Source organism: Streptomyces sp. NPDC002054 (assembly GCF_040296685.1).
GTDB lineage: Bacteria > Actinomycetota > Actinomycetes > Streptomycetales > Streptomycetaceae > Streptomyces.
Genome location: NZ_JBEOXT010000009.1, coordinates 116,798 through 140,852 on the forward strand (window position 1 = coordinate 116,798; position 24,055 = coordinate 140,852).

Annotated in this window: 19 protein-coding genes, 3 tRNA genes and 3 pseudogenes; 13 read left to right on the top strand and 12 right to left on the bottom strand. The window is 72.9% G+C overall.

Features of this window, described 5'->3' with window-relative positions:
- The first annotated feature begins 94 nt into the window (after positions 1–94).
- The 3 genes from ABT123_RS10850 to ABT123_RS10860 are packed head-to-tail and all read left to right on the top strand — an operon-like array spanning position 95 to position 2,565.
- Positions 95–1,390, top strand: coding sequence for a ferredoxin reductase family protein (locus ABT123_RS10850; protein ID WP_351311936.1), 1,296 nt, complete (start codon positions 95–97; stop codon positions 1,388–1,390).
- 52 nt (positions 1,391–1,442) lie between these two features.
- Positions 1,443–1,748 (top strand): hypothetical protein, encoded by a 306-nt coding sequence (locus ABT123_RS10855; protein WP_351311938.1) that lies wholly within the window; start codon positions 1,443–1,445, stop codon positions 1,746–1,748.
- Positions 1,749–1,785: 37 nt separating this feature from the next.
- Positions 1,786–2,565: a sulfite exporter TauE/SafE family protein gene (locus tag ABT123_RS10860; RefSeq protein WP_351311940.1), complete on the top strand. Its 780-nt coding sequence runs from the start codon at positions 1,786–1,788 to the stop codon at positions 2,563–2,565.
- A gap of 18 nt (positions 2,566–2,583) precedes the next feature.
- Here the strand turns inward: ABT123_RS10860 and ABT123_RS10865 are convergent.
- Positions 2,584–3,258 (bottom strand): annotated as a pseudogene (locus tag ABT123_RS10865) (class F sortase); the annotation flags it as partial.
- A 124-nt stretch (positions 3,259–3,382) separates the two neighbouring features.
- Positions 3,383–3,916, bottom strand: coding sequence for a GVDTG sorting domain-containing protein (locus ABT123_RS10870; RefSeq protein WP_351311942.1), 534 nt, complete (start codon positions 3,914–3,916; stop codon positions 3,383–3,385).
- A 271-nt stretch (positions 3,917–4,187) separates the two neighbouring features.
- On the opposite strand from ABT123_RS10870, the gene cutA reads away from it, so the two are divergent.
- Positions 4,188–4,544, top strand: a complete 357-nt coding sequence (cutA, locus tag ABT123_RS10875) for a divalent-cation tolerance protein CutA (RefSeq protein ID WP_351311944.1) — start codon at positions 4,188–4,190, stop codon at positions 4,542–4,544.
- Positions 4,541–4,984 (top strand): gamma-glutamylcyclotransferase family protein, encoded by a 444-nt coding sequence (locus ABT123_RS10880; protein WP_351311946.1) that lies wholly within the window; start codon positions 4,541–4,543, stop codon positions 4,982–4,984. The genes cutA and ABT123_RS10880 overlap by 4 nt, the downstream gene beginning before the upstream one ends.
- Before the next feature lie 29 nt (positions 4,985–5,013).
- Here ABT123_RS10880 and dnaG read toward each other — a convergent pair whose 3' ends face one another.
- From dnaG to ABT123_RS10900, 4 genes and pseudogenes are all read right to left on the bottom strand, one after another.
- Positions 5,014–6,963 (bottom strand): DNA primase, encoded by a 1,950-nt coding sequence (dnaG, locus tag ABT123_RS10885; RefSeq protein WP_351311948.1) that lies wholly within the window; start codon positions 6,961–6,963, stop codon positions 5,014–5,016.
- A 47-nt stretch (positions 6,964–7,010) separates the two neighbouring features.
- Positions 7,011–8,294, bottom strand: a complete 1,284-nt coding sequence (locus ABT123_RS10890) for an NAD(P)/FAD-dependent oxidoreductase (RefSeq protein ID WP_351311950.1) — start codon at positions 8,292–8,294, stop codon at positions 7,011–7,013.
- Between the two features lie 93 nt (positions 8,295–8,387).
- Entirely contained in the window at positions 8,388–9,692 is a 1,305-nt protein-coding gene (locus tag ABT123_RS10895; RefSeq protein ID WP_351311952.1) for a deoxyguanosinetriphosphate triphosphohydrolase, read from the bottom strand.
- Positions 9,693–9,728: 36 nt separating this feature from the next.
- Positions 9,729–10,624, bottom strand: a pseudogene (locus ABT123_RS10900) (sirohydrochlorin chelatase).
- 221 nt (positions 10,625–10,845) lie between these two features.
- Between ABT123_RS10900 and ABT123_RS10905 the strand changes: the two are divergent.
- From ABT123_RS10905 to ABT123_RS10920, 4 genes are all read left to right on the top strand, one after another.
- Positions 10,846–11,517: a SanA/YdcF family protein gene (locus ABT123_RS10905; protein WP_351311956.1), complete on the top strand. Its 672-nt coding sequence runs from the start codon at positions 10,846–10,848 to the stop codon at positions 11,515–11,517.
- A gap of 63 nt (positions 11,518–11,580) precedes the next feature.
- The gene (locus tag ABT123_RS10910; RefSeq protein WP_351311957.1) at positions 11,581–12,363 is read left to right on the top strand and encodes an SDR family oxidoreductase; all 783 of its coding nucleotides are present in this window, start codon (positions 11,581–11,583) and stop codon (positions 12,361–12,363) included.
- 67 nt (positions 12,364–12,430) lie between these two features.
- Positions 12,431–14,521 (top strand): molybdopterin oxidoreductase family protein, encoded by a 2,091-nt coding sequence (locus ABT123_RS10915; RefSeq protein WP_351311959.1) that lies wholly within the window; start codon positions 12,431–12,433, stop codon positions 14,519–14,521.
- Positions 14,522–14,723: 202 nt separating this feature from the next.
- Complete coding sequence (locus tag ABT123_RS10920; RefSeq protein WP_502970928.1) at positions 14,724–15,836, top strand: RNA polymerase sigma factor; 1,113 nt, start codon at positions 14,724–14,726, stop codon at positions 15,834–15,836.
- A 58-nt stretch (positions 15,837–15,894) separates the two neighbouring features.
- Here the strand turns inward: ABT123_RS10920 and ABT123_RS10925 are convergent, their stop codons facing one another.
- From ABT123_RS10925 to ABT123_RS10940, 4 genes are all read right to left on the bottom strand, one after another.
- Complete coding sequence (locus tag ABT123_RS10925; protein WP_351311961.1) at positions 15,895–17,820, bottom strand: ABC transporter ATP-binding protein; 1,926 nt, start codon at positions 17,818–17,820, stop codon at positions 15,895–15,897.
- Positions 17,817–19,550, bottom strand: coding sequence for an ABC transporter ATP-binding protein (locus tag ABT123_RS10930; protein WP_351311963.1), 1,734 nt, complete (start codon positions 19,548–19,550; stop codon positions 17,817–17,819). The genes ABT123_RS10925 and ABT123_RS10930 overlap by 4 nt, the downstream gene beginning before the upstream one ends.
- Positions 19,551–19,684: 134 nt before the next feature.
- The gene (locus ABT123_RS10935; protein ID WP_351311965.1) at positions 19,685–21,142 is read right to left on the bottom strand and encodes an FGGY family carbohydrate kinase; all 1,458 of its coding nucleotides are present in this window, start codon (positions 21,140–21,142) and stop codon (positions 19,685–19,687) included.
- Positions 21,143–21,181: 39 nt separating this feature from the next.
- The gene (locus tag ABT123_RS10940; RefSeq protein ID WP_351311966.1) at positions 21,182–21,481 is read right to left on the bottom strand and encodes a YtxH domain-containing protein; all 300 of its coding nucleotides are present in this window, start codon (positions 21,479–21,481) and stop codon (positions 21,182–21,184) included.
- Between the two features lie 147 nt (positions 21,482–21,628).
- On the opposite strand from ABT123_RS10940, the gene ABT123_RS10945 reads away from it, so the two are divergent.
- The 3 genes from ABT123_RS10945 to ABT123_RS10955 all read left to right on the top strand — a co-directional run bounded on the left by ABT123_RS10945 (position 21,629) and on the right by ABT123_RS10955 (position 22,050).
- Positions 21,629–21,701 (top strand) — tRNA-Asn (locus tag ABT123_RS10945).
- Between the two features lie 5 nt (positions 21,702–21,706).
- Positions 21,707–21,779, top strand: a tRNA-Asn gene (locus ABT123_RS10950).
- A 197-nt stretch (positions 21,780–21,976) separates the two neighbouring features.
- Positions 21,977–22,050 (top strand) — tRNA-Ile (locus ABT123_RS10955).
- 47 nt (positions 22,051–22,097) lie between these two features.
- Here ABT123_RS10955 and ABT123_RS10960 read toward each other — a convergent pair.
- Together ABT123_RS10960 and ABT123_RS10965 are read right to left on the bottom strand one after the other, a co-directional pair.
- Positions 22,098–22,259, bottom strand: a pseudogene (locus tag ABT123_RS10960) (winged helix-turn-helix domain-containing protein); the annotation flags it as partial.
- Positions 22,260–22,352: 93 nt separating this feature from the next.
- Positions 22,353–22,913 carry a sensor histidine kinase gene (locus ABT123_RS10965; protein ID WP_351311968.1) on the bottom strand — a complete coding sequence of 187 codons (561 nt, stop codon included), beginning with the start codon at positions 22,911–22,913 and terminating at the stop codon, positions 22,353–22,355.
- Here ABT123_RS10965 and ABT123_RS10970 point away from each other — a divergent pair.
- Entirely contained in the window at positions 22,896–24,053 is a 1,158-nt protein-coding gene (locus ABT123_RS10970; protein WP_351311970.1) for a DUF1349 domain-containing protein, read from the top strand. The genes ABT123_RS10965 and ABT123_RS10970 overlap by 18 nt on opposite strands.
- Positions 24,054–24,055: the final 2 nt, after the last annotated feature.

The following is a 24,055-nucleotide window of genomic DNA, read 5'->3' on the forward strand; positions in this document are numbered from 1 at the left end:
GGCCTCCCACCCCGGGTTAAGTGCCCGTGAGGCCTTCCTCAAGCCCGGCTTAAGGATCTTCTGGTAGCCCGCGGCGGCGTCTAGCGTGCCTCGTATGCACGATGCGGCGGGACGGATGAGGGCCTCAGTGGCCGGCGGGGCGGGGGCGGTCGTCCTGCTGTGGGCAGCCCAGGTGCGGCCCTCTGCGAGGCTCGACGCCCTGTTCGCCACCGCCGCCCACCTCACCGGCCTGCTCGCCGGGTACGGGGTGCTGGTCCTGCTCTTCCTGATGGCCCGGGTGCCCGCCGTCGAGCACGGCGTCGGCGCCGACCGGCTGGCCCGCTGGCACGCCGCGGGCGGCAAGCACGTCCTGCTGCTCTGCTGCGGCCACGGCCTCTTCGCCCTCCTCGGGTACGCCGTGCACGAAGGGATCGACGTACTCACCGCAGCCCGGGAGCTGCTCGGCTATCCCGCGCTTGCCGCCGCTGCCGCCGGCACCGTGCTGCTGGCCGCCGTGGGCGTCACCTCCGCCCGCGCCGTACGCCGCCGCCTCTCCCACGAAACCTGGCGGGGCGTCCACCTGGCCGTGTACCTCGCAGCCGCCCTCGGCTTCGTCCACCAGCTCGCCGGACCCGATCTGGACCTGCTCGGCTGGTTCTGGGCCCTCGCCCACGCCACCGTCGCCGTACTGCTGGTCTGGTACCGGGCGGTGGTCCCGGTACGGCAGGCCCTGCGGCACACGCTGCGGGTCGCCGAGGTCCGCGACGAGGGGCCCGGGGTGGTGTCGGTGGTCGTATACGGGGCGCACCTGGCCGAACTGCGTGCGGAGCCCGGCCAGTTCCTGCGCTGGCGGTTCCTGCACCGCCGGCTCTGGCACACGGCCCTGCCGTTCTCCCTCTCCGCGCCGGTCCGCGACAACACCCTCCGCATCACCGTGAAGGCCCTCGGCGGGCACAGCCGCCGGATCCGCCGGCTGCGGCCCGGCACCCGGGTGATCGCCACCGGCCCGTTCGGGGCGCTCACCGCGGCCCGCCGCACCCGCACCAAGGTGCTGCTCATCGCCGGCGGGGTCGGGATCACCCCGATGCGGGCGCTGTTCGAGACGCTGCCGGGCGGGCCGGGCGAGCTCACCCTGCTCTACCGGGCCGGAGCCGAGGAGCACCTGGTGCTGCGGGCCGAGCTGGAGGCCATCGCGGCCGGGCGGCAGGCGGGGCTGCACTATCTGCTCGGCCCGTCCGACGGGGCGTACGACCCGCTCGCCCCGCAGGCGCTGCGCGCGCTGGTGCCGGACCTGGCCGAGCACGACGTCTACCTGTGCGGGCCGCCGGGGATGGCCGAGGCGACCTGGGCGGCACTGCGCCGGGCCGGGGTCCCGGCCGAACGCATCCACTCCGAGTGCTTCAGCTTCTGACCCCCGAGTTTTGATCCGTTCCGATCCGATCCATCCGAGAGGCACCTGTTTCATGCCCGATCAGCGGCACCCCCTGCACGTGGCCTTGGCCGTGCCCCCGCCGGATTCCGGCTGGGGCACGTCCGGCGGGGCGGCGTCCGTGCGGGCCCGGCACCGCAGGCCCTCCGCGCGGTCCGGCCTGCTGTCCGGCGTCCTGGCCGCCGTACCGCCCGCGCGGCGGCTGGCGGCCGGGCTCGGGCTGGCCAGTGTGCTCGCCGCGAGCGTGCTGACGGCGGCCGTGGACCCGGCCGCTCCGGTGGCCCCGGACCGGGTCCCGCCCCGGGAAAGCTCAAGCCTTGCGCAAGAAAACGGAGGTTGATGGGTGTTGCACCCATCTCCTTCATAGGGTCGTGCCCGTGCCTGACATATCCCTGACGATGATCATCGTGCTGTGCCTGGTGGCCGCCGCCGCGGGCTGGATCGACGCGGTGGTGGGCGGCGGCGGGCTAGTGCTGCTGCCCGCCCTGCTGCTCGGACTGCCCTCCAACGTGCCGTACACGCATGCGCTCGGCACCAACAAGGCGGTGTCGATCGTCGGCACCACCGGGGCGGCCATCACCTTCGCGCGCAAGGCGCCCGTCGATGTGAAGGTGGCGCTCCGGATCTGTCTGGCGGCGATGGCGGGGGCTGCCGCCGGTGCCCTGCTCGCCGGGTCCATCCAAAAAGAGGCCATGATGCCGGTCATCATGGTGGTGCTGTTGCTGGTCGCCGCCTTCGTGATCTTCCGGCCCTCGTTCGGGGCGGTGCCGGTCAGCGGACCCGTCACCCGGCAGCGGATGGTCGCCGCGATCCTCCTCGCGGGCGTCGGCATCGGCCTCTACGACGGTTTGCTCGGCCCCGGCACCGGCACCTTCCTGGTGCTGATCCTCACCGGACTGCTCCGCCTCGACCTGCTGACCGCCTCCGCCACCGCCAAGATCGTGAACGCCGGGACCAACGCCGGTGCCCTCATCGTCTTCGCCTTCCAGGGCGTGGTGATGTGGCAGCTGGCCGCCCTGATGGCGGTCTTCAACCTGGCCGGGGGGCAGGCCGGAGCCCGGCTGGCCCTCAAGAAGGGCAGCGGGTTCGTCCGGGTGGTGTTGCTGACCGTGGTGTGCGCGCTGGTGCTCAAGCTCGGCTGGGAGCAGTGGGCCTGACCGGCCCGGCCGCTCTTGTCGGGACCCGCTGAGGTGGGCGTAGACCACCACGTTGCCGCGGTAGCCGGTGCGCGGTGAGAAGCCGCCGCCGCAGGTGATCACCCGGAGCTCGGCCCGGGGCGCCGGACCGTACACCCGTTCATCCGGGAAGGCCCGGGCGTCGTACACCTCGACGGCGTACACGGTGAACACGGCGGTACGGCGGTCCGCGCGCGGCACCTCGATCGTGGCGCCGCGGCGCAGCGCGCCCAGGCGGTAGAAGACCGCCGGGCCGGTGGCGTGGTCGACATGGCCCGCAATGACGGCGGTGCCGGCCGCGCCGGGGGTGGTCCCGTCGCGGTACCAGCCGGCCAGGTCGCGGCGGGCCGGCGGCGGGACCTGGAGGCGGCCGTCGGATTCCAGGCCGAGCCCGGTCAGCGGCGCATCCACCTGGATGGACGGGATCCGGATCCGGGTGGGCGGGGAACCGGGCAAGGGCGCGAACGCCGCCCCGGAGCGGCCTGCCGGGCCGGCCGGGCCGGCTGGGCCGGGCGGACCGGGTGGACTGGGGAGTGGTGGACCCATCGCCTCCGCGGGGGAGGGCTGGGGCGGCCGGACCTGCTCGGCCGAACCGCTGGTGACCAGCCAGACGCCGAGACAGGCGGCGAGGGCGAGGAGGCCGGCGCGACCGGCCGTGCGGGTGTCGCCTCCCATGGACTGCCCCTCGGTGTGACGGTGACGGGCCGTCGCCCGGCCCCGCGAACGGGGGGACCACACGGGGCGGGCGACGGGGGGGCGGTACCGGTCGGACCGCGGCCGGGGCCGCGGTGGGCGCCCGTCAGCTCCGCGTGCCGCTCGCCCGGCGACGCAGGAGCCAGGTACCGCCGACGGCGACCGCGGCCAGCACTGCCGCTCCCGCCGTGATCTTGGCGGGGTCGACGGTGGTGGTCGTACCGCCGCCGACTCCGGTCCGGACGTGGCCCTGCGGGCCACGGCCCTCGGTGACGACCAGATCGCCGGTGGCGAACTTGCCGTTGGCGCAGGTCGCGCCGATTGCGTAGCTGCCGGGGCGGGCGTCGTGGGCGACCTGGAACTGCCCCACGACCACCTCCTTGTGGGTGCCTGGCAGCAGCCGGAACCTGCCCCCGCCGACCGTGGTGCCATCGCCGTCGGCGTGCCCGTCCGGCCCGCAGGCGGTGGTGTTCACGGTGACGGTGGTGCCGGGGGCGGCGGACCTCGGCCAGACCTCCAGCGGAGCGAAGTCCCCCGGGGCGAGTGGTCCGGACAGCGCGACCGCACCCGTGACCGGCCCGGTGATCGCGGTGGCGGTCAGCGTGGTGGCGGTCAGCAGCTGGGCGGTGTGTCGGCGCATGGGGGCTCCTTGCTCCTGCTCCCCGCTCCTGGTGACGCGGGGCCGTGCGCCGATCTCACCCCGGCAGTCGCCGACGCGCCTGCTGATACGCCGTCACATCCGGCCCGGTCCTCCGCCGCGAGCTGCCGTCCGCCCAGGTCAGCCGCGGGGTCCCGGCCGCCCGGCCGCCACCCGCCGTCCGGGTGAGGGGGGTTGGCGAGAGCCCCCCGAGGCCGGCCACGGCGTCCGGGAGCGAGAATCTCCATGACGTTTCCATCCGAGGAGGACTCCCATGGCATCGGTCGACCGGCCCGTACCCGAACCGGCGGCGGTGGCGGTCGTCACCGTGCTGACCACCGTGGATTCGGCGGAGGCCGCCACCGCCCTGGCGCGGGACGCCGTGGAGTCGCGGACGGCCGCCTGCGCCCAGGTCACGGGCCCGGTCACCTCCGTGTACCGGTGGAAGGGCGAGGTAGAGACCGCCCAGGAGTGGCAGGTCCTGTTCAAGACCACCGCCGCGAGCTACCCCGCCCTCGAGGCCCGGCTGGCGGCGGGCCACCCGTACGACACACCGGAGATCATCGCCACGCCCGTGGTGCACGGCAGCGCGGACTACCTCGACTGGGTCGCGGCGGAGGTCGCACCGTGACGGAGCTGCCCGAGCCGACGGGGCAGCCCGAGCTGCCCTTCTTCGTGTACGGCACCCTGCGCCCCGGGGAGTACAACCACGACCTCTTCCTGCGGGGCCGCACGGCCGCCGAGGAGCCCGCCCGGCTCCCGGACGCCCTGCTCTACCAGGGCCCCGGCTACCCGTACGCCGTGCACCACCCCGGCACCTCGGTCATCGGCGACCTGATCACCGCGGCGCCGGGCGTGTACGAGGAGCTGCTCGCCGATCTGGACCGGCTGGAGGAGTACCACGGGCCCGGCCGGCCGCGGAATGTGTACGACCGGGTGGCCGCGGAGGCCCACCGGGCGGACGGCAGCACGGTCCGCGCCTGGGTCTACCTGGCGGCTGGGCCGGTGGCCCGCCGCCTGGCCGAGACGGGCCTGGCGATCCCCGGCGGCGACTGGCGGCACCGCACCTGACGCGTGCGCGACCTGACGCGTGCGCGGGCCTACAGCCCCGCCGCGCCCTGGGCGCGCAGCCGGAGCCCGTACTGGCGGAGCACCCACAGCTCCTGGTTGACCGCCTGGTGCTGCTCCGCCTGGGTCTGCGGATTCAGCCGCGCGATCGAGCTGTTGAGCTCGTTGACCCGCCGCTCGACGGCCCGCAGCCGGACCGCGACCAGCTGCTCGCCGGCGTAGATCTCGTCCACCGACTTCGTGTGGACCGCCTCCACCGCCAGCTCGGTGACCATCGCGCGGACCGTGTCGTTCGGCGCCGCCTCGCGGACCCGCGCCAGATAGCCCTCGCCGCCCTGCGCAGCCCCGCCCGCGTCCTGGACGGCCTGCCGGACCGCCGCGTACGGCGGGGCGGTGAACTCGTCCGCCCCGTACGCATCGAAGGCCGGGGAGACCAGCTCGGGCCGCTGCAGCGCCAGCTTCAGCAGCTCGCGCTCGGTCCGGTGGGCCGGGCTGCGCAGGTTCAGCGCCGGGCCCGGCGCGCCGGCCGGGGCGGGCCCGGGCGCCGCCTCGTACCCCTGCCCGCGCCCCTGCCCGCGCTGCGACTGCTGCGCGCGGCCACCGGGGCCGCCGGGGCCGCCGCCCGGGCCGCCGGCCCCGCCCCGGTCCCGCGCCCAACGGGCCAGCTGCGCCACCCGCTTGACCACGAACTGCTCGTCCCGCACGCCCAGCATCCCGGCCAGCTGCACCGCCGACTCGTGCTGGATGGCGATGTTCTTGATGTTTGCGACCACCGGGGCCGCCTCGTCCAGCGCCGCCGCCCGGCCGGCCGGGTTCTCCAGGTTGTGCCGGGCCACGATGTGCCGCAGCGCGAACTCGAACAGCGGGGTGCGCGAGTCCACCAGGGCGGCCACCGCCGCGTCGCCCTCCGCGAGCCGCAGCTCGCAGGGGTCCATCCCGCCCGGGGTGATCGCGATGGAGGTCTCCGCCGCGAACTTCTGGTCGTCCTCGAAGGCCCGCAGCGCCGCCTTCTGGCCCGCCGCGTCACCGTCGAAGGTGAAGATCACCTCGGCGGTGGCGTTGTCCATCAGCAGCCGCCGCAGGATCTTGATGTGGTCCCCGCCGAAGGCCGTGCCACAGGTCGCGATCGCCGTGGTCACCCCGGCCAGATGGCAGGCCATCACATCGGTGTAGCCCTCGACCACCACCGCCCGTGAGGTCTTCGCGATCTCCTTCTTCGCCAGGTCGATGCCGTACAGCACCTGGGACTTCTTGTAGATCGCCGTCTCGGGGGTGTTCAGGTACTTCGGGCCGTTGTCGTCGTCCCGCAGCTTGCGCGCGCCGAAGCCCACCACCTCGCCGGTGATGTCGCGGATCGGCCACATCAGCCGGCCGCGGAACCGGTCGATCGGCTTCCCGCTGCGGCTGTCCTGGGCCAGCCCGGACAGGATCAGCTCCTTGTCGCTGAAGCCCCGCCCGCGCAGGAACCGGGTCAGGTGGTCCCAGCCCGCCGGGCTGTAGCCCACCCCGAAATGCGCGGCTGCCGCCTGGTCGAAGCCGCGCCCCGCCAGGAACTTCCGGCCGATCTCCGCCTCGGGGGACTCCAGCTGCTCCACGTAGAACTGCGCCGCCGCCTTGTGTGCCTCGACCAGCCGGATCCGCTCGCCGCGCCCGCTGGTCCCGGCGGTGTACCCGCCCTCCTCGTACCGGAGGGTGATGCCGGCCTGTCCGGCCAGCCGCTCCACCGCCTCCGAGAAGGAGAGGTGGTCGATCTTCATGATGAAATCGAGGGTGTCCCCGCCCGCCTGGCAGCCGAAGCAGTGGTACAGCCCCTTGCTGGGGCTGACCTGGAAGGACGGGGACTTCTCGTCATGGAACGGGCAGAGGCCCTTGAGGTTGCCGCCGCCCGCGTTGCGCAGTTGGAGGTACTCGGACACGACGGCGTCGATCGGGACCGCGTCCCGGACCGCCTTCACGTCGTCGTCATTGATCCTGCCTGCCACGCGTGAATTCTACGGCCGGGGTACGACAGATCCGTCAGGCGCCCTCGTCAGGCGCCCTCCGCCGCCGCGGCCGGGACCAGGGAGGTCAGCGGGACGGAGGGATCGGCCAGCGCCTCCCGGTCCACCACCACCGCCGACCGGACCAGCGCCTGGATGGGCTCCGTGACATCCCACACGTTCATGTTCAGGCCCGCCAGCACCCGGCCCTCCGACAGCCAGAAGGCGATGAACTCCCGCTTGGCCGCGTCACCGCGGATCACCACCTGGTCGTACGCGCCGGGCGGGGCGTACCCCGAGTACTCCAGGCCCACGTCGTACTGGTCGGAGAAGAAGTACGGCACCCGGTCGTAGCTGACCGCCTGGCCCAGCATCGCGCGGGCCGCGGCCGGGCCGCCGTTGAGCGCGTTCGCCCAGTGCTCGACCCGCAGCCGGGTGCCGAGCAGCGGGTGGTGGGCCGCCGCCACGTCGCCCACCGCGTAGATGTCCGGGTCGGAGGTGCGCAACGAGGCGTCCACCGCGATGCCGCCGCCGTGGGACCGGTCCACCAGGGCGAGCCCGGAGGTCTCGGCCAGGGCGGTCCGCGGGGCCGCGCCGATCGCGGCGAGCACCGCGTGCGCCGGGTGCTCCTCGCCGTCGTCGGTGCGGGCGGCCAGCACCATGCCGTCCTGCCCGGTGATCTCCGTCAGCCGCGCACCGAAGTGGAAGCGGACCCCGTGCTCGGTGTGCAGATCGGCGAAGAGCCGGCCGAGCTCCGGGCCGAGCACCGCGTGCAGCGGGGTGGGCTCCGGTTCGATCACGGTCACCTCGGCGCCGTAGCCGCGGGCCGCCGCCGCCACCTCCAGGCCGATCCAGCCGGCGCCCGCGATCAGCAGGTGCCCGTTGTCCCGGCCGAGGGTGGCCAGCACCCCGCGCAGCCGCTCCGCGTGCGCGAGCCGGCGCAGGTGGTGCACCCCGGCCAGGCCGGTGCCGGGGATGTCCAGCCGGCGCGGTTCGGCGCCGGTGGCCAGCAGCAGCTTGTCGTAGTGCATCGCGGTGCCGTCGCCCAGCACCACCTTCTTGGCCTCGCGGTCCAGCTGTACGGCGGGCTGGCCCAGGTGCAGCTCGATGTCGGCGCGCGCGTACCAGCCGGGTTCGTGGACGAAGACGCTTTCGCGCTCCTCTTTCCCCTGGAGGTACCCCTTCGACAGCGGCGGCCGTTCATACGGGTGGTCGCGCTCGTCGCCGATCAGGATCACCCGGCCGGTGAACCCCTCCGACCTCAGTGTTTCCGCCGCCTTTGCCCCGGCCAGACCCCCGCCGACGATGACGAATGTCCGGTGTGCGTCGACCACCTGATGCCTCCTCATAACCTCTGCGTCACATGCGACCACATGCGAGCGTCCCGCACTGAGCCTGCCGCGTGAAGAGGCCGTGGCCCGATCGGCTCACCGTGAGGCGCCCCGCGACCGGGCGGTGAGGCGGGTGTGCAGCGAGCGGGCGGCTGCGTCGGTGAGCGAGGCGATCTGGTCGATGACCGTGCGTTTCCTCGCCCGGTCGTCCGCCGCGGCATCGAACAGGGCCCGGAACTGCGGGTCGAGTCCCTCGGGGGCCCGGGCCAGCAGTGCCTCGGCGAGTTCGGCCAGGACGATGCGCTGATCGGCCCGGACCCGCTCCTGTTCCTCGCGCTGCATCACGTACAGGTCGGCGACGGCCTTCAGGACGGCGCACTCGTTGCGGGTCTCCCGCGGAACCACCAGCTCGGCGGCGTACCGGGTCAGCCGGCCGGTGCCGTACGCCTCCCGGGTCGCGCCCTCGGCGCCCAGGCAGAACCGGCCGATCAGCTGGCTGGTGGCGTCCTTCAGGCGGGCCTGGGCGACGGCCGAGCCGTCGTACCCGTGCGGCCACCAGTCCTCCTCCATCAGCCGGTCGAGGGCCTCGCGCAGTTCCTCCGGGTCGGTGCCGGCCGGCACGTACCGGCCGATCGCCACCTGCCAGATGGCGCGCCGCTCCGGCTCGGCGAACAGCAGATTGGGGTCGAGGTGCCCGGCGTGCAGCCCGTCCTCGAAGTCGTGGACGGAGTACGCCACGTCGTCCGCCCAGTCCATCACCTGGGCCTCGAAGCACTTGCGGTCCGCGGGCGCGCCCTGCCGCAGCCACTCGAAGACCGGCAGGTCGTCGTCGTACGCACCGAACTTGACCGAGGCTGGGTCGGTGGGGTGGCCGCCGCGCGCCCACGGGTACTTGGTGGCGGCATCGAGGCTGGCGCGGGTGAGGTTGAGGCCGACGCTCACCAGCTCGCCGGTGCGGGGGTCGGGCACGAACCGCTTGGGTTCGAGGCGGGTGAGCAGCCGCAGGGACTGGGCGTTGCCCTCGAAGCCGCCGCAGTCCTTGGCGAAGTCGTTGAGCACCTCCTCGCCGTTGTGGCCGAACGGCGGGTGGCCCATGTCGTGGGAGAGGCAGGCGGCCTCGACGAGGTCGGGGTCGCAGCCGAGGGCGGCGCCGAGCTCCCGGCCGACCTGGGCGCATTCGAGGGAGTGGGTCAGCCGGGTGCGGGGGCTGGCGTCCCAGTCGTGGGCGTGCGTGCCCGGGGTGACGACCTGGGTCTTCCCGGCGAGCCGGCGCAGGGCGGCGGAGTGCAGCACCCGCGCCCGGTCGCGCTGGAAGGCGGTCCGGCCCGGGCGTTTGTCGGGTTCTGCGGCCCAGCGCTCGGTGGCGGACGGATCGTACGGGTCGTGCAGGGTGCCTTCCATGCATTGACGTTAACCGGAAGGACCGACAAACCGGGATCAGGCCGTGACGAGATCCAGGCCGGCGGGGGCGGTCTGCGGGCACGGGGTGGCCAGGGCCCGGTCGTAGCGGTGCAGCAGCAGCCGGGCGAGTGCGGGGTGGTCGCCGAGCGGTTCGGCGGCCGGCCCGGCGGTCGCGGCGGCGCTCTGCGTGGCGAACCGGCCGGGGGCGGCGAAGTAGGAGGCGACGGCCACCCGGTGGCCGCGGGCGGTCAGGGCCCGGACGGCGTCGGGGACGGCCGGCGCGGCGGCGGAGGCGTAGCCGGGGACGACCGGGACCCCGCCGAGGCGTTCGGAGAGCTGGGCGGCGGTGCGCCGGGTGTCGGTGGCGGCCTCGGGGTCGCGGGAGCCGGCGGCGGCCAGGACGACGGCGGTGCCGGGAGTCCAGCCGGCCTCCAGCAGCCGGTCGTGGAGGGCTTCGACGAGGAGCGGGTGCGGGCCGAGCGGAGCGGCGATCCGGACCTCCCGCAGGTGCGGGGCGCGGCGCGCGGCCTCGGGCAGGTCGCGCTTGGTGTGGTGGCCGCGGCTCAGCAGCAGCGGGACGAGCACCGCCGCGCCGCGCAGCTCACGCAGGGTGTCGTCGAGCAGCGGGACGTTCAGCTCGATGTGGCCGAGGCGGATATCGAGGCGGGGGCGGAGCTCGCGGGTGCGTTCGAGGAGGGCGGTGACGGTGTCGAGGGCGCGCGGATCACGGCTGCCGTGGGCGACGGCGACGAGGGTGGGCATGCAGGGGCTCCGTTACGCCGGGCTCCGGGCGGGCGCAGACCGCTGAGCTGGGTCCCGAGTTGGGCGGTGATCCGGCTCAGCAGCTCGGCCGCACTGCCGAAGGGGAGGGACTGGGGGTGGAGGAAGGCGGGAAAGGCAGGGGACTCGGGAGGGTGCACCGGCTCCGTCATGAACCGATCCTGACGGGCGCAGGTTGCCGGGCCGTTGCACGGGGGTGACGGGTGTTTACCGGACGCTCACTCGGTCATTCGTACGAGTGAAAGGGGGCGGGGGCGGAACTGGGGGCCGGGCCCGCTCGTCCGGACTTGTGCAAGGTCAGGGGAGTACGGGTGGGGGGCAGGCCATGGGCAGGGTGCTCGGCAGGGTTTTCGGTAGGGCTTTCGGCAGGGCCATGGGGGCGGTCCGGCTCGGGACCGTGGCCAGGCGGCGGCGGGCCGTGCAGGCGGTGATGCTGGGCTGCGTGCTGGCGCTGCTGCCCTCGGCGTGGACCCACGCGGTGGCCGAGGACCGGCTGCACACCACGGCGGACGTGCCCGCCACCGAGGTCGCGATGGTGTTCGGGGCGGGCCTGCTGGGCGAGCGGCCCACCCCGTACCTGGCCCGGAGGCTGGACGCGGCGGCCGAGCTCTACCGGACGGGCCGGGTCAAGGTGGTCCTGGTCACCGGGGACAACAGCCGCGAGGAGTATGACGAGCCCGACGCGATGCGGGCCTATCTCGTCTCCCGCGGAGTGCCGGACGCGCGGATCGTCAGCGATTACGCGGGCTTCGACACCTGGGACTCGTGCGTGCGCGCCAAGGAGATATTCGGCGTCGACCGGGCGGTGCTGATCAGCCAGGGCTTCCATATACGCCGGGCGGTCGCGCTGTGCCGGGCGGCGGGCGTCGAACCGTACGGGGTCGGCGTCTCCGACGTGCACGACGCGACCTGGTACTACGGCGGCGCCCGGGAGGTCCTGGCGGCGGGCAAGGCCGCGCTGGACGCGGTGTTCACCCCGGAGCCGACCTTCCTGGGGCCGAAGGAGCAGGGGGTGTCGCGGGCCCTGGGCACTCTGGCAGACTGACCGCCCTATTCCGAATAGTCATATGACTGTCCGGTCGCGTCGAGCGTCAGAGGTGGGCAACCCGTGGCTGTTGTGGATCTGAGCGGCAAGGTCGTCGTCATCACCGGTGGGGCCCGCGGGCTCGGCGCGGCAGCCGCGCAGGCCGTCGTGGACGGCGGCGGCATGGTGCTCGTCACCGATGTGCTGGAGGAGGAGGGCGCCGTCCTCGCCGCCACGCTCGGCGACGCCGCCCGCTTCCTGAGGCACGACGTCACCAGCGAGACCGACTGGCAGACCGCCCTCGACCACGCGGTGGCCGAATTCGGCCGGCTCGACGGCCTGGTCAACAATGCCGGCATAGCCGCCGGCCAGTTCCTGGAGCACGAGAGCGTCGAGCACTTCCGCCGCTGCCTGGAGATCAACCTGGTCGGCGTGTTCATCGGCATCAAGACCGCCGTCCCGCTGCTCCGGGCGGGCGGTGGCGGCTCGATCGTCAACATCTCCTCCGCGGCAGGCCTCACCGGCCTTGCCCTGACCGCGGGGTACGGAGCCTCCAAGTGGGGCGTCCGCGGCCTGTCGAAGATCGGGGCGGTGGAGCTCGCCGAGGCGAAGATCCGCGTGAACTCGGTCCACCCCGGCATGACCCTGACCCCGATGACCGCCCCGGTCGGCATCCAGGCCGGCGAGGGCAACTTCCCCGGCGCCCCGATGGGCCGGGTCGGCATCCCCAAGGAGATCGCCGGGGCCGTTGCCTTCCTGCTGTCCGATGCGGCCGGCTATATGACCGGCGCGGAACTCGCCGTCGACGGCGGCTGGACGGCCGGCCCCACGGTCCGCCACCTCACCGGCGGCCAGCCCGCCCGCTGAGGCGGAACACCCCGGCTCTTAACGCAAGCCGAGGGCGGGCGTAACACCCGCGCCACACGCTGGGCGCATGCACACCACCGCGACCCACTGCCCGTACTGCGCACTCCAGTGCGGGATGAACCTGCGCCCCGCCGCCGGGGAAACGGCGGTCGACGTGGTGGAGCGCGAGGACTTCCCCGTCAACCGGGGAGCGCTGTGCGGCAAGGGCCGCACCGCTCCCGCCCTGCTCTCCTCCCGGGTGCGCCTGACCGAGCCGCTGATCCGCACCCACGCCACCGGCACGCTCGAGCCGGCCACCTGGGAGGAGGCCCTCGACGCCATCGCCGAGGGTCTCGGCCGCACCCGCCGCACCCACGGGGCGGACGCCGTCGGCGTGTTCGGCGGCGGCGGCCTCACCAACGAGAAGGCCTACGCCCTGGGCAAGTTCGCCCGGGTCGCCCTCGGCACCTCGCAGATCGACTACAACGGCCGCTTCTGCATGTCCTCGGCCGCCGCCGCCCACCAGCGGGCCTTCGGCCTGGACCGCGGCCTGCCCTTCCCGCTGGAGGACATCCCGCGCACCGGCTGCGTCATCCTGGTCGGCTCCAACCTGGCCGAGACCATGCCGCCCGCGCTGCGCTACCTCACCGAACTGAGGGAGAACGGCGGCACGCTGATCGTCATCGACCCGCGCCGCACCCGCACCGCCGCCCAGGCCGATCTGCACCTCGCCCCCCGCCCCGGCACCGATCTGGCCCTCGCCCTCGGCCTGCTCCACCTGGTCGTCGCCGAAGGCCGCACCGACGAGGCCTTCATCGCCGAGCGCACCACCGGCTGGCCGGAGGCGCGGGCCGCCGCCATGGCCCACTGGCCGGAGCTGGTCGAACGGATCACCGGGGTGCCCGTCCCCAAACTCCGCAAAGCCGTCTCGATGTTCTGCACCCCGTCCACCGGCATGGTCCTCACCGCCCGCGGCCCGGAGCAGCAGGCCAAGGGCACCGACACCGTCTCCGCCTGGATCAACCTCTGCCTGGCCACCGGCCGGGCCGGCCGCCCGCACTCCGGCTACGGCTGCCTCACCGGCCAGGGCAACGGCCAGGGCGGCCGGGAACACGGCCAGAAGGCCGACCAGCTGCCCGGCTACCGCAAGCTCACCGACCCGGCCGCCCGCGCCCACGTGGCCGCCGTCTGGGGCGTCGACCCCGACTCCCTCCCCGGCCCCGGCCGCAGCGCGTACGAACTCCTCGACGCCCTCGGCCAGGACGTCCGCGCGCTCCTCCTCATGGGCTCCAACCCGGTGGTCTCGGCCCCGCACGCCTCCCGCATCGAGGACCGCATCCGCTCCCTCGACTTCCTGGCCGTCGCCGACGTGGTCCTCTCCGAGACCGCGGCCCTCGCCGACGTGGTCCTGCCGGTCACCCAGTGGGCCGAGGAAACCGGCACCACCACCAACCTCGAAGGCCGCGTCCTGCTCCGCAGGCAGGCCCTCACCCCGCCCCCCGGCGTCCGCAGCGACCTGCACGTCCTGCACGGCCTGGCCGCCCGCCTGGGCATCGACAAGGGCTTCCCCGAGGACCCCGAAGAAGTCTTCGGGGAGCTCCGCCGGGCCTCCGCCGGCGGCCCGGCGGACTATTCCGGCATCTCCTACCGCGCCATCGAGGAACACCAGGGCGTGTTCTGGCCCTGCCCCGAGGACACCCCGGGCCCGGGCACCCGCCGCCTCTTCCTGGACCGCTTCGCCACCGACGACGGCCGCGCCCGGTTCATCCCGGTCGCCCACCGCGCGTCCGCCGAACTCCCCGACGCGGACTACCCGATCCTCCTCACCACCGGCCGGGTGGTCTCCCAGTACCAGTCCGGGGCCCAGACCCGCCGGGTGGCGGAACTCAACGCCGCCGCCCCCGGAGCCTTCGTGGAACTCCACCCCCGCCTGGCCGACCGGATCGGCGCGGTCGAGGGCGCCCCGCTGGCCGTCACCTCCCGCCGTGGCCGGGCGGTGGCCCCGGCCCGCATCACGGACACCATCCGCCCCGACACGGTCTTCATGCCGTTCCACTGGCCGGGCGAGGGCCGCGCCAACACCCTCACCAACCCGGCCCTGGACCCGGTCTCCCGGATGCCGGAGTTCAAGACCTGCGCGGTCCGCGTGGAGCCGGCGGACCCCGCTGCCGCGACGTAGGGGGCCGAGGGAGCCGAGGGGGCCGTATCGGACGGATGTTGCCGGACGTGCGTGCGAAAGGCATCGGAGTTCCGGTCGGCGGGTAACCATCCGGTCACGCACCGGACTCAGAAAGTACTCGCACGCCCCTCGTGGCGGCGATGTGCCGTACCCCACACTGAGTTGCGGTGCTTGAGTCCTCGGAGCCCTGGAGGTCGCCCCCGTGCAGACCCAGATCCTGACCGCAACCGCAGAGCACAAAGATGCCGCACCTGCCGCACCTGCCGCAGACGAGCCCGAGGTCGAGGCCGTGGACGACGACGAGCCGCAGCCCCTGGAGCCGCTGGAGCCGCTGGAACTGATCGAGCGGGTGCCCGAGCCACGTCGGCGCGCCGACAGCGGCAGCGGCAGCAGCGGGGGTGGGGGACCGTCCGCCGATCTGTTCCGGCAGTACCTGCGGGAGATAGGCAGGATTCCGCTGCTGACCGCGGCGGAGGAGGTGGAGCTGGCCCGGCGGGTCGAAGCCGGACTGTTCGCCGAGGAGAAGCTCCGGCTCACCCCCGATCTCGATTCGCAGCTCGCCGTGGACCTCGACAAGCTGGTCGTCATGGGCCGGATGGCCAAACGCCGGCTCATCGAGGCCAACCTGCGGCTCGTGGTGTCCGTGGCGAAGCGGTACGTCGGGCGCGGGCTCACCATGCTCGACCTGGTGCAGGAGGGCAACCTCGGGCTCATCCGGGCCGTCGAGAAGTTCGACTACGCCCGCGGCTACAAGTTCTCGACCTACGCCACCTGGTGGATCCGGCAGGCCATGTCCCGCGCCCTCGCGGACCAGGCCCGGACCATCAGAGTCCCCGTCCATGTGGTCGAGCTCATCAACCGGGTGGTCCGGGTCCAGCGCCGCATGCTGCAGGAGCGCGGATACGAGCCCACCGCCGAAGAGGTCGCCCGGCACCTGGAGCTGACCCCCGAACGGGTCAGCGAGGTGCTCCGGCTCGCCCAGGAACCGGTCTCCCTGCACGCCCCCGTGGGGGAGGAGGACGACGTCGCCCTCGGCGACCTGATCGAGGACGGGGACGCCGCCTCGCCGGTGGAATCCGCCGCCTTCTTCCTGCTGCGGGAACACCTGGAGGCGGTGCTCTCCACCCTCGGCGAGCGGGAGCGGAAGGTCGTCCAGCTCCGGTACGGACTGGCCGACGGGCGGCCCCGCACCCTGGAGGAGATCGGCCGGATCTTCGGGGTCACCCGCGAACGGATCCGCCAGATCGAGTCCAAGACCCTGAACAAGCTGCGCGACCACGCCTTCGCCGACCAACTCCGCGGCTACCTGGACTGAGTACGGCAGGGGGCGCCCCGAAAGGCGCCCCCGACCGGCCCTGTCCGGGCGACGGGACCTAGTCGACCTCGGCCACCGCCTGCGCGAACTGCGCCGCATACAGCCGCGCATACGCACCCTCGGACGCCAGCAGTTCCTCGTGGCTGCCCTGCTCCACGATCGAGCCGTTCTCCATCACCAGGATCACGTCCGCGTCGCGGATCGTGGACAGCCGGTGGGCGATCACGAACGAGGTCCGGCCGTGCGACAGCCGCGCCATCGCCTTCTGTATGAGCACCTCGGTACGGGTGTCCACCGAGCTCGTCGCCTCGTCCAGCACCAGGATCACCGGATCCGACAGGAACGCCCGCGCAATGGTGATCAGCTGCTTCTCGCCCGCGCTGACCCCCGCACCCTCGTCGTCCAGCACCGTGTCATAGCCGTCCGGCAGGGTGCGCACGAACCGGTCCGCGTGCGCCGCCCGCGCCGCCGCCTCGATCTCCGCCCGGGTCACCTCGCGCGAGGAGCCGTACGCGATGTTCTCCGCGATGGTGCCGCCGAACAGCCAGGTGTCCTGCAGCACCATGCCGATCGCGCCGCGCAGCTCCTCACGGGTCATCTTCGCGATGTCCACCCCGTCCAGCGCGATCCGCCCGCCGGTCACCTCGTAGAACCGCATCAGCAGGTTGACCAGGGTGGTTTTGCCCGCCCCGGTCGGGCCGACGATCGCGACCGTCTGACCCGGCTCCACCGCCAGCGTCAGGTCCTCGATCAGCGGCCGGTCCGGCTCGTAGCGGAAGGCCACCTTGTCCAGGGTCACCTGGCCGCGGATCTTCTCCGGGCGCTCCGGGACCACCGCGTCCGGTTCCTGTTCCGGCGCGTCCAGCAGCTCGTACACCCGCTCCGCCGAGGCCACACCGGACTGCACCAGGTTCGCCATCGACGCCACCTGCGTCAGCGGCATCGAGAACTGCCGCGAGTACTGGATGAAGGCCTGCACATCACCGATCGACAGGGTGCCCGAGGCCACCTTGAGCCCGCCGACGACCGCCACCAGCACGTAGTTGATGTTCGACACGAACAGCATCACCGGCTGCATGAGCCCGCTGACGAACTGCGCCTTGAAACTCGCCCGGTACAGCGCCTCGTTCTGCTCGGCGAAGGCCGCCGCGGACTCCCGCTGCCGGCCGAACACCTTCACCAGGGTGTGCCCCGAGTACATCTCCTCGATATGGGCGTTCAGCGTGCCCGTGGACTTCCACTGCGCCACGAACTCCGGCTGCGACCGCTTGCCGATCTTCGCGGCGACGACCACCGACACCGGCACGGTCACCAGCGCCACCAGCGCCAGCAGCGGCGAGATCCAGAACATCATCGCCAGCACACCGACGATGGTGAGCAGCGAGTTCAGCAACTGCCCCATCGTCTGCTGCAGCGTCTGCCCGATGTTGTCGATGTCGTTGGTCGCCCGGCTCAGCACCTCGCCGCGCTTCTGCTGGTCGAAGTACGACAGCGGCAGCCGCGACAGCTTCGCCTGGAGCTCCTCGCGCATCCGGTACACGGTGCCGTTCATCACGTGGTTCGACAGCCGGGTCGCCACCAGCATGAACAGCGCTGCCAGCGCGAACACCACCAGCGCCCAGACCGCCACCGTGCCGACCGCACCGAAGTCGATGCCCTGGCCAGGAGTGAAATCGGTCCCCGACAGCATGTCGGCGGTACCGCCGTCGCCCCGGGCGCGCATCTCCTCCAGGGCCTGCTCCTTGGTGAGCCCGGCCGGCATCTCCCGGCCCACGATCCCCGCGAAGACCAGGTCGGTGGCCTCGCCGAGGATCTTCGGGCCGATCACCGTCATGGCGACGCTGCCGATCACGGCCAGCACCATGCCCCACAGCTTCGCCCGGTCCCTGGCGATCTGCCGCAGCAGCCGCCTGCCCGAGTTCTTGAAGTCGAGGGCCCCCTGGCCCGTGGACCCCATCATCATCCGTCCGCCGGGCCCGCTCATGCGGCTTCCGCCTCCGTCAGCTGGGAGAGCACGATCTCCCGGTAGGTCTCGTTGCCGGCCATCAGCTCGTGATGCCGGCCGACGCCCACGACCTGGCCCTCGTCCAGGACGACGATCCGGTCGGCGTCGCGGATGGTCGACACCCGCTGCGCGACGATCACCACGGTCGCGTCCTCGGTCTCGCGGGCCAGCGCCGCCCGCAGCGCCGCGTCCGTCGCGTAGTCCAGGGCCGAGAAGGAGTCGTCGAACAGGTAGATCTCCGGCCGCTGCACCAGGGTGCGGGCGATCGCCAGGCGCTGCCGCTGACCCCCGGAGACATTGGTTCCGCCCTGGCTGACGGGCGCGTCCAGGCCGCCCTCCAGCCGCTCGACGAACTCCCTGGCCTGCGCCACCTCCAGGGCCTGCCACAGCTCCTCGTCGGAGGCGTCCGGACGCCCGTACCGGAGGTTGGAGGCGACGGTTCCGGAGAACAGGTACGGCTTCTGCGGAACCATGCCCACCGTCCGGGCCAGCAGCTCCGGATCGATGCGCCGTACGTCCTCCCCGTCGACCAGCACCTCGCCGCCGGTCGCGTCGAACAGCCGGGGCACCAGCCCCAGCAGGGTGGACTTGCCGCTGCCGGTGGACCCGATCACCGCGGTGGTCTCACCGGGCCGGGCCACCAGGTCGACTCCGCGCAGCACCGGGGCCTCGGCCCCCGGGTAGCGGAAGTCGGTGCCGCGCAGCTCCAGCTGCCCGCGCCGGGCGAGGGTACGCACCGGGTCGGCGGGCGGGACCACGCTGGAGGAGGTGTCGAGCACCTCCTGGATGCGCTCCGCGCACACCTCGGCGCGCGGCACCATCATGAACATGAAGGTGGCCATCATCACGGACATGACGATCTGGAGCAGATAGGCCAGGAAGGCCGTCAGCTGGCCGATCTCCATCCCGCCGCTGTCGATCCGCATGGCCCCGAACCAGACCACGGCCACACCGGCGACGTTGACCACCACGATCACCGTGGGGAACATCAGCGCCAGCCAGCGGCCGGCATCCAGCGAGACGGCGGTGAGGTCCGCGTTGGCCCGGCGGAAGCGTTCCTTCTCGTAGTCGTCGCGGACGAAGGCGCGGATCACCCGGTTGCCGGTGATCTGCTCGCGCAGCACCCGGTTCACGGTGTCGAGCCGCTCCTGCATCTGCCGGAACAGCGGGCGGGTCTTCATCACGATCGCACCGACCGAGATGCCGAGCACCGGCACCACCGCGATCAGCACGCTCGACAGCTGCACATCGAGCGAGAGCGCCATCACGATGCCGCCGACGCACATGATCGGCGCCGACACCATCAGGGTGAACGCCATCAGCACCAGCATCTGGACCTGCTGGACGTCATTGGTGGTGCGGGTGATCAGCGAGGGGGCCCCGAACTGCCCCAGCTCCCGGGCGGAGAAGCTCTGCACCCGGTCGAAGACGGCCGCCCGGACGTCCCGGCCGAGCGCCGCCGCGGTCCGGGCGCCGTAGTAGACGGCACAGATGTTGCACACCAGCTGCACCAGCGACACCGCGAGCATCAGGGCACCGAAGCCCAGGATGTAGCCGGTGTCGCCGTGGACGACACCGTTGTCGATGATGTCGGCGTTCAGCGTGGGCAGGTACAGGCTTGCACTGGTCTGGAGCAGCTGGAGCAGCACCAGCAGGCCGATGGGTTTCCGGTACGGACCGAGGTGCGTCCGCAGAAGTCGTATGAGCACGCGCAGGCTCCGGGTCGGCAAGATCGGGGGTCCACCCCATCTTCGACCACCGGGTGTCCGGAGACCCACCGTTTTTCGCAAAGCCGGTCCAAAAGCCCGACCGGGCCCGCGCTGTTGACCTAAGCCGTGAAGGCTCAGGCCGTGAAGGCCCCCGGATGCACCGACTCGCGGGTGGCCGCGTAATGCTGCCGCACCGCCTGCCAGGCCGACAGCAGCTCCTCGTCCACCTCCAGGACCCGGGCCGCGGCCGGCGGCCAGACCGGCGGGGTGTGCGGGGCCAGGGTGCCCTGCGCCACTCCCAGCGCCCAGGCCGCCTGCCGGGCCGCGCCCAGCGCCGCGTAGTCGGCCGGCTCCGGCACCACGATCTGGGTGCCGAACAGCCCCGGCGCCGCGGCCTGTACGGCGGGCAGCTCGGCCGCCGCGCCCAGCAGGAACACCCGCCGGATCTCCACCCCGCGGGTGCGCAGCACATCCAGCGCGTCCACCAGCCCGCACAGCATGCCCTCGAAGGCCGCCTGCGCCAGGTGCTCCGGCTTCATCGAGTCCCGGCGCAGCCCGGCGAGCGTCCCGGCGGTGTGCGGCAGGTTCGGGGTCCGCTCGCCCTCCAGGTAGGGCAGCAGTACGAGGCCGTGGGCGCCCGGGGTGGACTTCAGCGCGAGCTCGCTCAGCCCCTCCAGATCCGTGCCCAGCAGCTCGGCGGTGCCGCGCAGGGCCCGTACCGCATTGGAGGTGTTCACCACCGGCAGGTGCAGGCCGGCCGCGTCGGCCAGCGAGGTGATCAGACCGCCCGGCTCCGACAGCGCCTCGTGGTGCACGGCCATCACCGACCCGGAGGCGCCCAGCGAGACCACCGCGTCGCCCGGGCCGAGGCCCAGGCCCAGCGCGGCGGCCATGGTCTCGCCGGTTCCGGCGGAGATCAGCAGCCCCTCCGGGGTGGTGCCGGCGGCATCGGCCGGACCGAGCACCTCCGGCAGCATCGCCCGGTGCCCGAGGGCCAGCTCGACCAGGTCGGGCCGGTAGGAGCCGGTGGCCGCCGACCAGTAGCCGGTGCCGGAGGCCCCGCCCCGGTCGGTGGTGCGCCGGGCCGGCCGGCCCAGCAGCTGCCAGACCAGCCAGTCGTGCGGCTGCATCAGCACGGCGACCCGGCGGGCCGCATCGGGTTCGTTGCGGGCCAGCCAGGCCAGCTTCGCGATGGGCTGCGCATGCTGCGGGACGGATCCGACCGCCTCCACCCAGCCGGCCCGGCCGCCGAACCGCTCCACCAGATCCGCCGCGGCCACCTGGGCCCGCTTGTCGTTGCCGACCAGGGCCGGCCGGACCAGCGCGCCCTGCGCGTCCAGCGGCAGCAGCGCGTGGCCCTGGGCGGAGACCCCGATGGCCTGGACCCCTTCGAGCAGCCCGCCGCCGGCCGCCTCGCCGAGCGAGAGCAGCCAGGCCTGTGGATCGATCTCGTACGGACCCGTGCCGTGGGGGTCATCGGCCGGCAGCGGATGGGGTGCGTACCCCTGGCGGAGCACCGCACCCGTGTCCGTGTCGCAGACGACGATGCGAGTGAAGGCGGAAGAGCTGTCCAGCCCGGCGACTATCCCCATGTGGAGGATTCTGCCGCACCCGGCGCACCCGCAGGTGACTCAGGTGTTGCTGGTTCCCCACTCGTCCTCGAACTCCGGCCCCCGCCCGCGCAGCGACCGGACCCGCTGGGTCACGGAGGCCGGCATGTGGTCCCCGACCTTCTCGCTCACCGTGGCGAAGGCCTTCCCGGCGTACTGCCGCGAGGTCTGCCCGGCCTGCTCGGCCGCATTGCGGACCGCCGGGTTCTGCGCCAGCTCCCGCGCGGACTTCTTCATCTGCTCGTACCGCTCCCGCCCCGCCCGTGTGCCGAGGACGTACCCGAGGGCCAGTCCGACGGCGAACGTGACCTTGTACCGCATGCCTGCCACCCTTCGTCGAGATCGGTGCCCGGCCTGCTGTCGATACCGATTGGCGGAGCACCCCCCTGCTTGCGCTAATCTATGTCTCGCAGCGAGCGACCGCCCCCCGGCAAGGCCGGAGGAGGGCTGTTCGGTGCAACGCAGCAATCCCCTGTAGCTCAATTGGCAGAGCAGCCGGCTGTTAACCGGCAGGTTACTGGTTCGAGTCCAGTCGGGGGAGCGCGATCCCCTGTAGCTCAATTGGCAGAGCATTCGGCTGTTAACCGGAGGGTTGCTGGTTCGAGTCCAGCCGGGGGAGCGATGAAGAAGAGGACCCCGAGTGGGTCCTCTTCTCGTTTCCGCTCATTTTTTACGCCCGGCATGGAACCGGGCAGCCCTCAGCGCGGTCTCTCTGGGCGGACGAAGCCGATCATGCGGGGCATCCGGAGCAGGAGATCGTATGAGCGGCTATGCTGCGGCAGACGGCGCGCACACATGTACGCGCCACGCCGTGGAGGGGCGGTAGCTCAGCCGGTTAGAGCAGCGGACTCATAATCCGTCGGCCGTGGGTTCGAGTCCCACCCGCCCCACTGCTTCGCAGGCATGCAGGATCGTTTTGACCTGCATGTTTGCGACGCATGACCGGTGGGCCGCCCAGCTTGCGGCGCAGCCGGCCGATGGTGACGGTCACCGTGTTGGTGAAGGGGTCGGCGTTCTCGTCCCACACCCGTTCCAGGAGGTCCTCGGCGCTCAGGATGCCCGGACTGGCACGCAACAGTGCCTCCAGGACGGCGAATTCCGATGTCGACCGCCATCCCATGGTCCCGCAGTCCCTCGGCGACGACCTCGGCCAGCGTTCGCGCGCCCTCCCACGACCAGAACCTTCATCGCGTCATCCTTCCGAACCGGCCGCCGACGGCAGCGCCGCCGCGACGCGCAGACCGCCCTCCGGCCGGGCCAGCAGGGCGAGACCTCCGCCGTGCGCGGCGACGATCGACAGCCCCAGACCGGAGTTCCCCTCCGGTCCCGTCCGGTCGGCGCCGAGCCGCTCGAACGGCTCTGTCAGCCGGTCCACCTCGTTCTGGTCGAGGACGCGCCCTCCGGTCTCCACGACCAGAAGCGCCTCCGTAGCGGTGCGCTCGGTGGAGATCCGGATCCAGCCGCTTCCCCGGTTGTGCGTGATCGCGTTGTCGGCCAGGTTCTCCACCATCCGGGACAGCAGCGCCGCGCTCCCCTCCGTCCAGGCGTCCGCCCGCACCTCGTCGTCGACGATCAGCGCCTTCGCGGCGATGTCGGCGGCCCGGGCGGTCAGTGCCTGCCGCGCCAGCTCGCCGAGCGATACGGGAGTCCGGTCGGCCGGGGCGCCGTGCTGCGCCCGTGCGAGGACCAGGAACCCGGGGACGGCGTCCGCCCCGGCTCCTCCTACGCGGCACTGATGGCCACCGGCAGCCACGGCGTACGGATGCAGTACGGCTACCGCCACGACATCGCCGGCAGCGGCAGGGGAGTCACGGACGGGGCGCCACGCTGGCTGCGGCTGACCCGGTCGGGCGACACCGTCACCGGCCACGAGTCCGCCGACGGCAGGAGGTGGACGGAGGTCGGTGCCGTGCGACTGCCCGGGCTGCCCGAGACCGTGCAGGTCGGACTGTTCGCCACCTCCCCCGGAGACCTGACGCTGCGGCGGACCGGCCTGGGCGGCGCCACGGAGCAGGTGCGCTGGACGCAGGCCGGCGGCACCTTCGACAGCATCGCCCTCCGGGGCGCAACCGCCGGGGGCTGGAGTGATGACGCTGTCGGCGAGCGGAACCGGACGGACTGGGAGAAGGACCATCTGGCGTCCGGGGCGGTGGAGAAGAACGGCACGATCACGGTCACCGGCGCCGGCGACATCGGCCCGGCGGGCGCCGAGGACGGCGCCCGCCCGGTGGAACGCACCCTGGGGGGCCTGGCCCTGGCGTTGCTCATCGTGCTTGCGGTCTCGGTGCGGTTCGCCGCCACCGGGCACCGAGCCGGGCCCGCGGACGGTACGCCGGTCACCCGCTCCCGGCTCGCGGCGAAGGCGATCGTCATTGCAGCCGTCACGTTCGCGACCGCTCTCCTCGCCATCGGCATCGTGATCCCGGCGGGCATGACGATCCTGAAGGGCAACGGGATCCCCGTCATCGGGGTGTCCGCGCTCACCGGAACACGGGTCGTCGTCGGCACGGCCGGCGCCCTCGCCCTCGCCGCCGCTGGCCCTCGCGCTCGGCTCCCTGCTGCGGCGCTCCTGGCTCGCGATCCTCGTCGCCGTCCTGACGATCGCGGTTCCGTACGTCGTGACCTCCCTTCCGCTGCCGGCCGACGGCCTGTCAAAGTGGCTGCTGCGCGTCACTCCGGCCGCCGGCTTCGCCGTCCAGCAGACCCTCGTCGAATATCCGCAGGTCGTCGCCCACTACGCCCCCTCGGCCGGATACTTCCCGCTTCCGTGGTGGGCCGGGATCGCTGTGCTGTGCGCGTACACGGCCATGCTCCTGGGGCTTGCGCTGAAGCGAGCCCCCAGCCGTGTCCCGTGACCAGGCTGGGGGCTCGCCCCGTAGAAGACAGCGGGTGAAG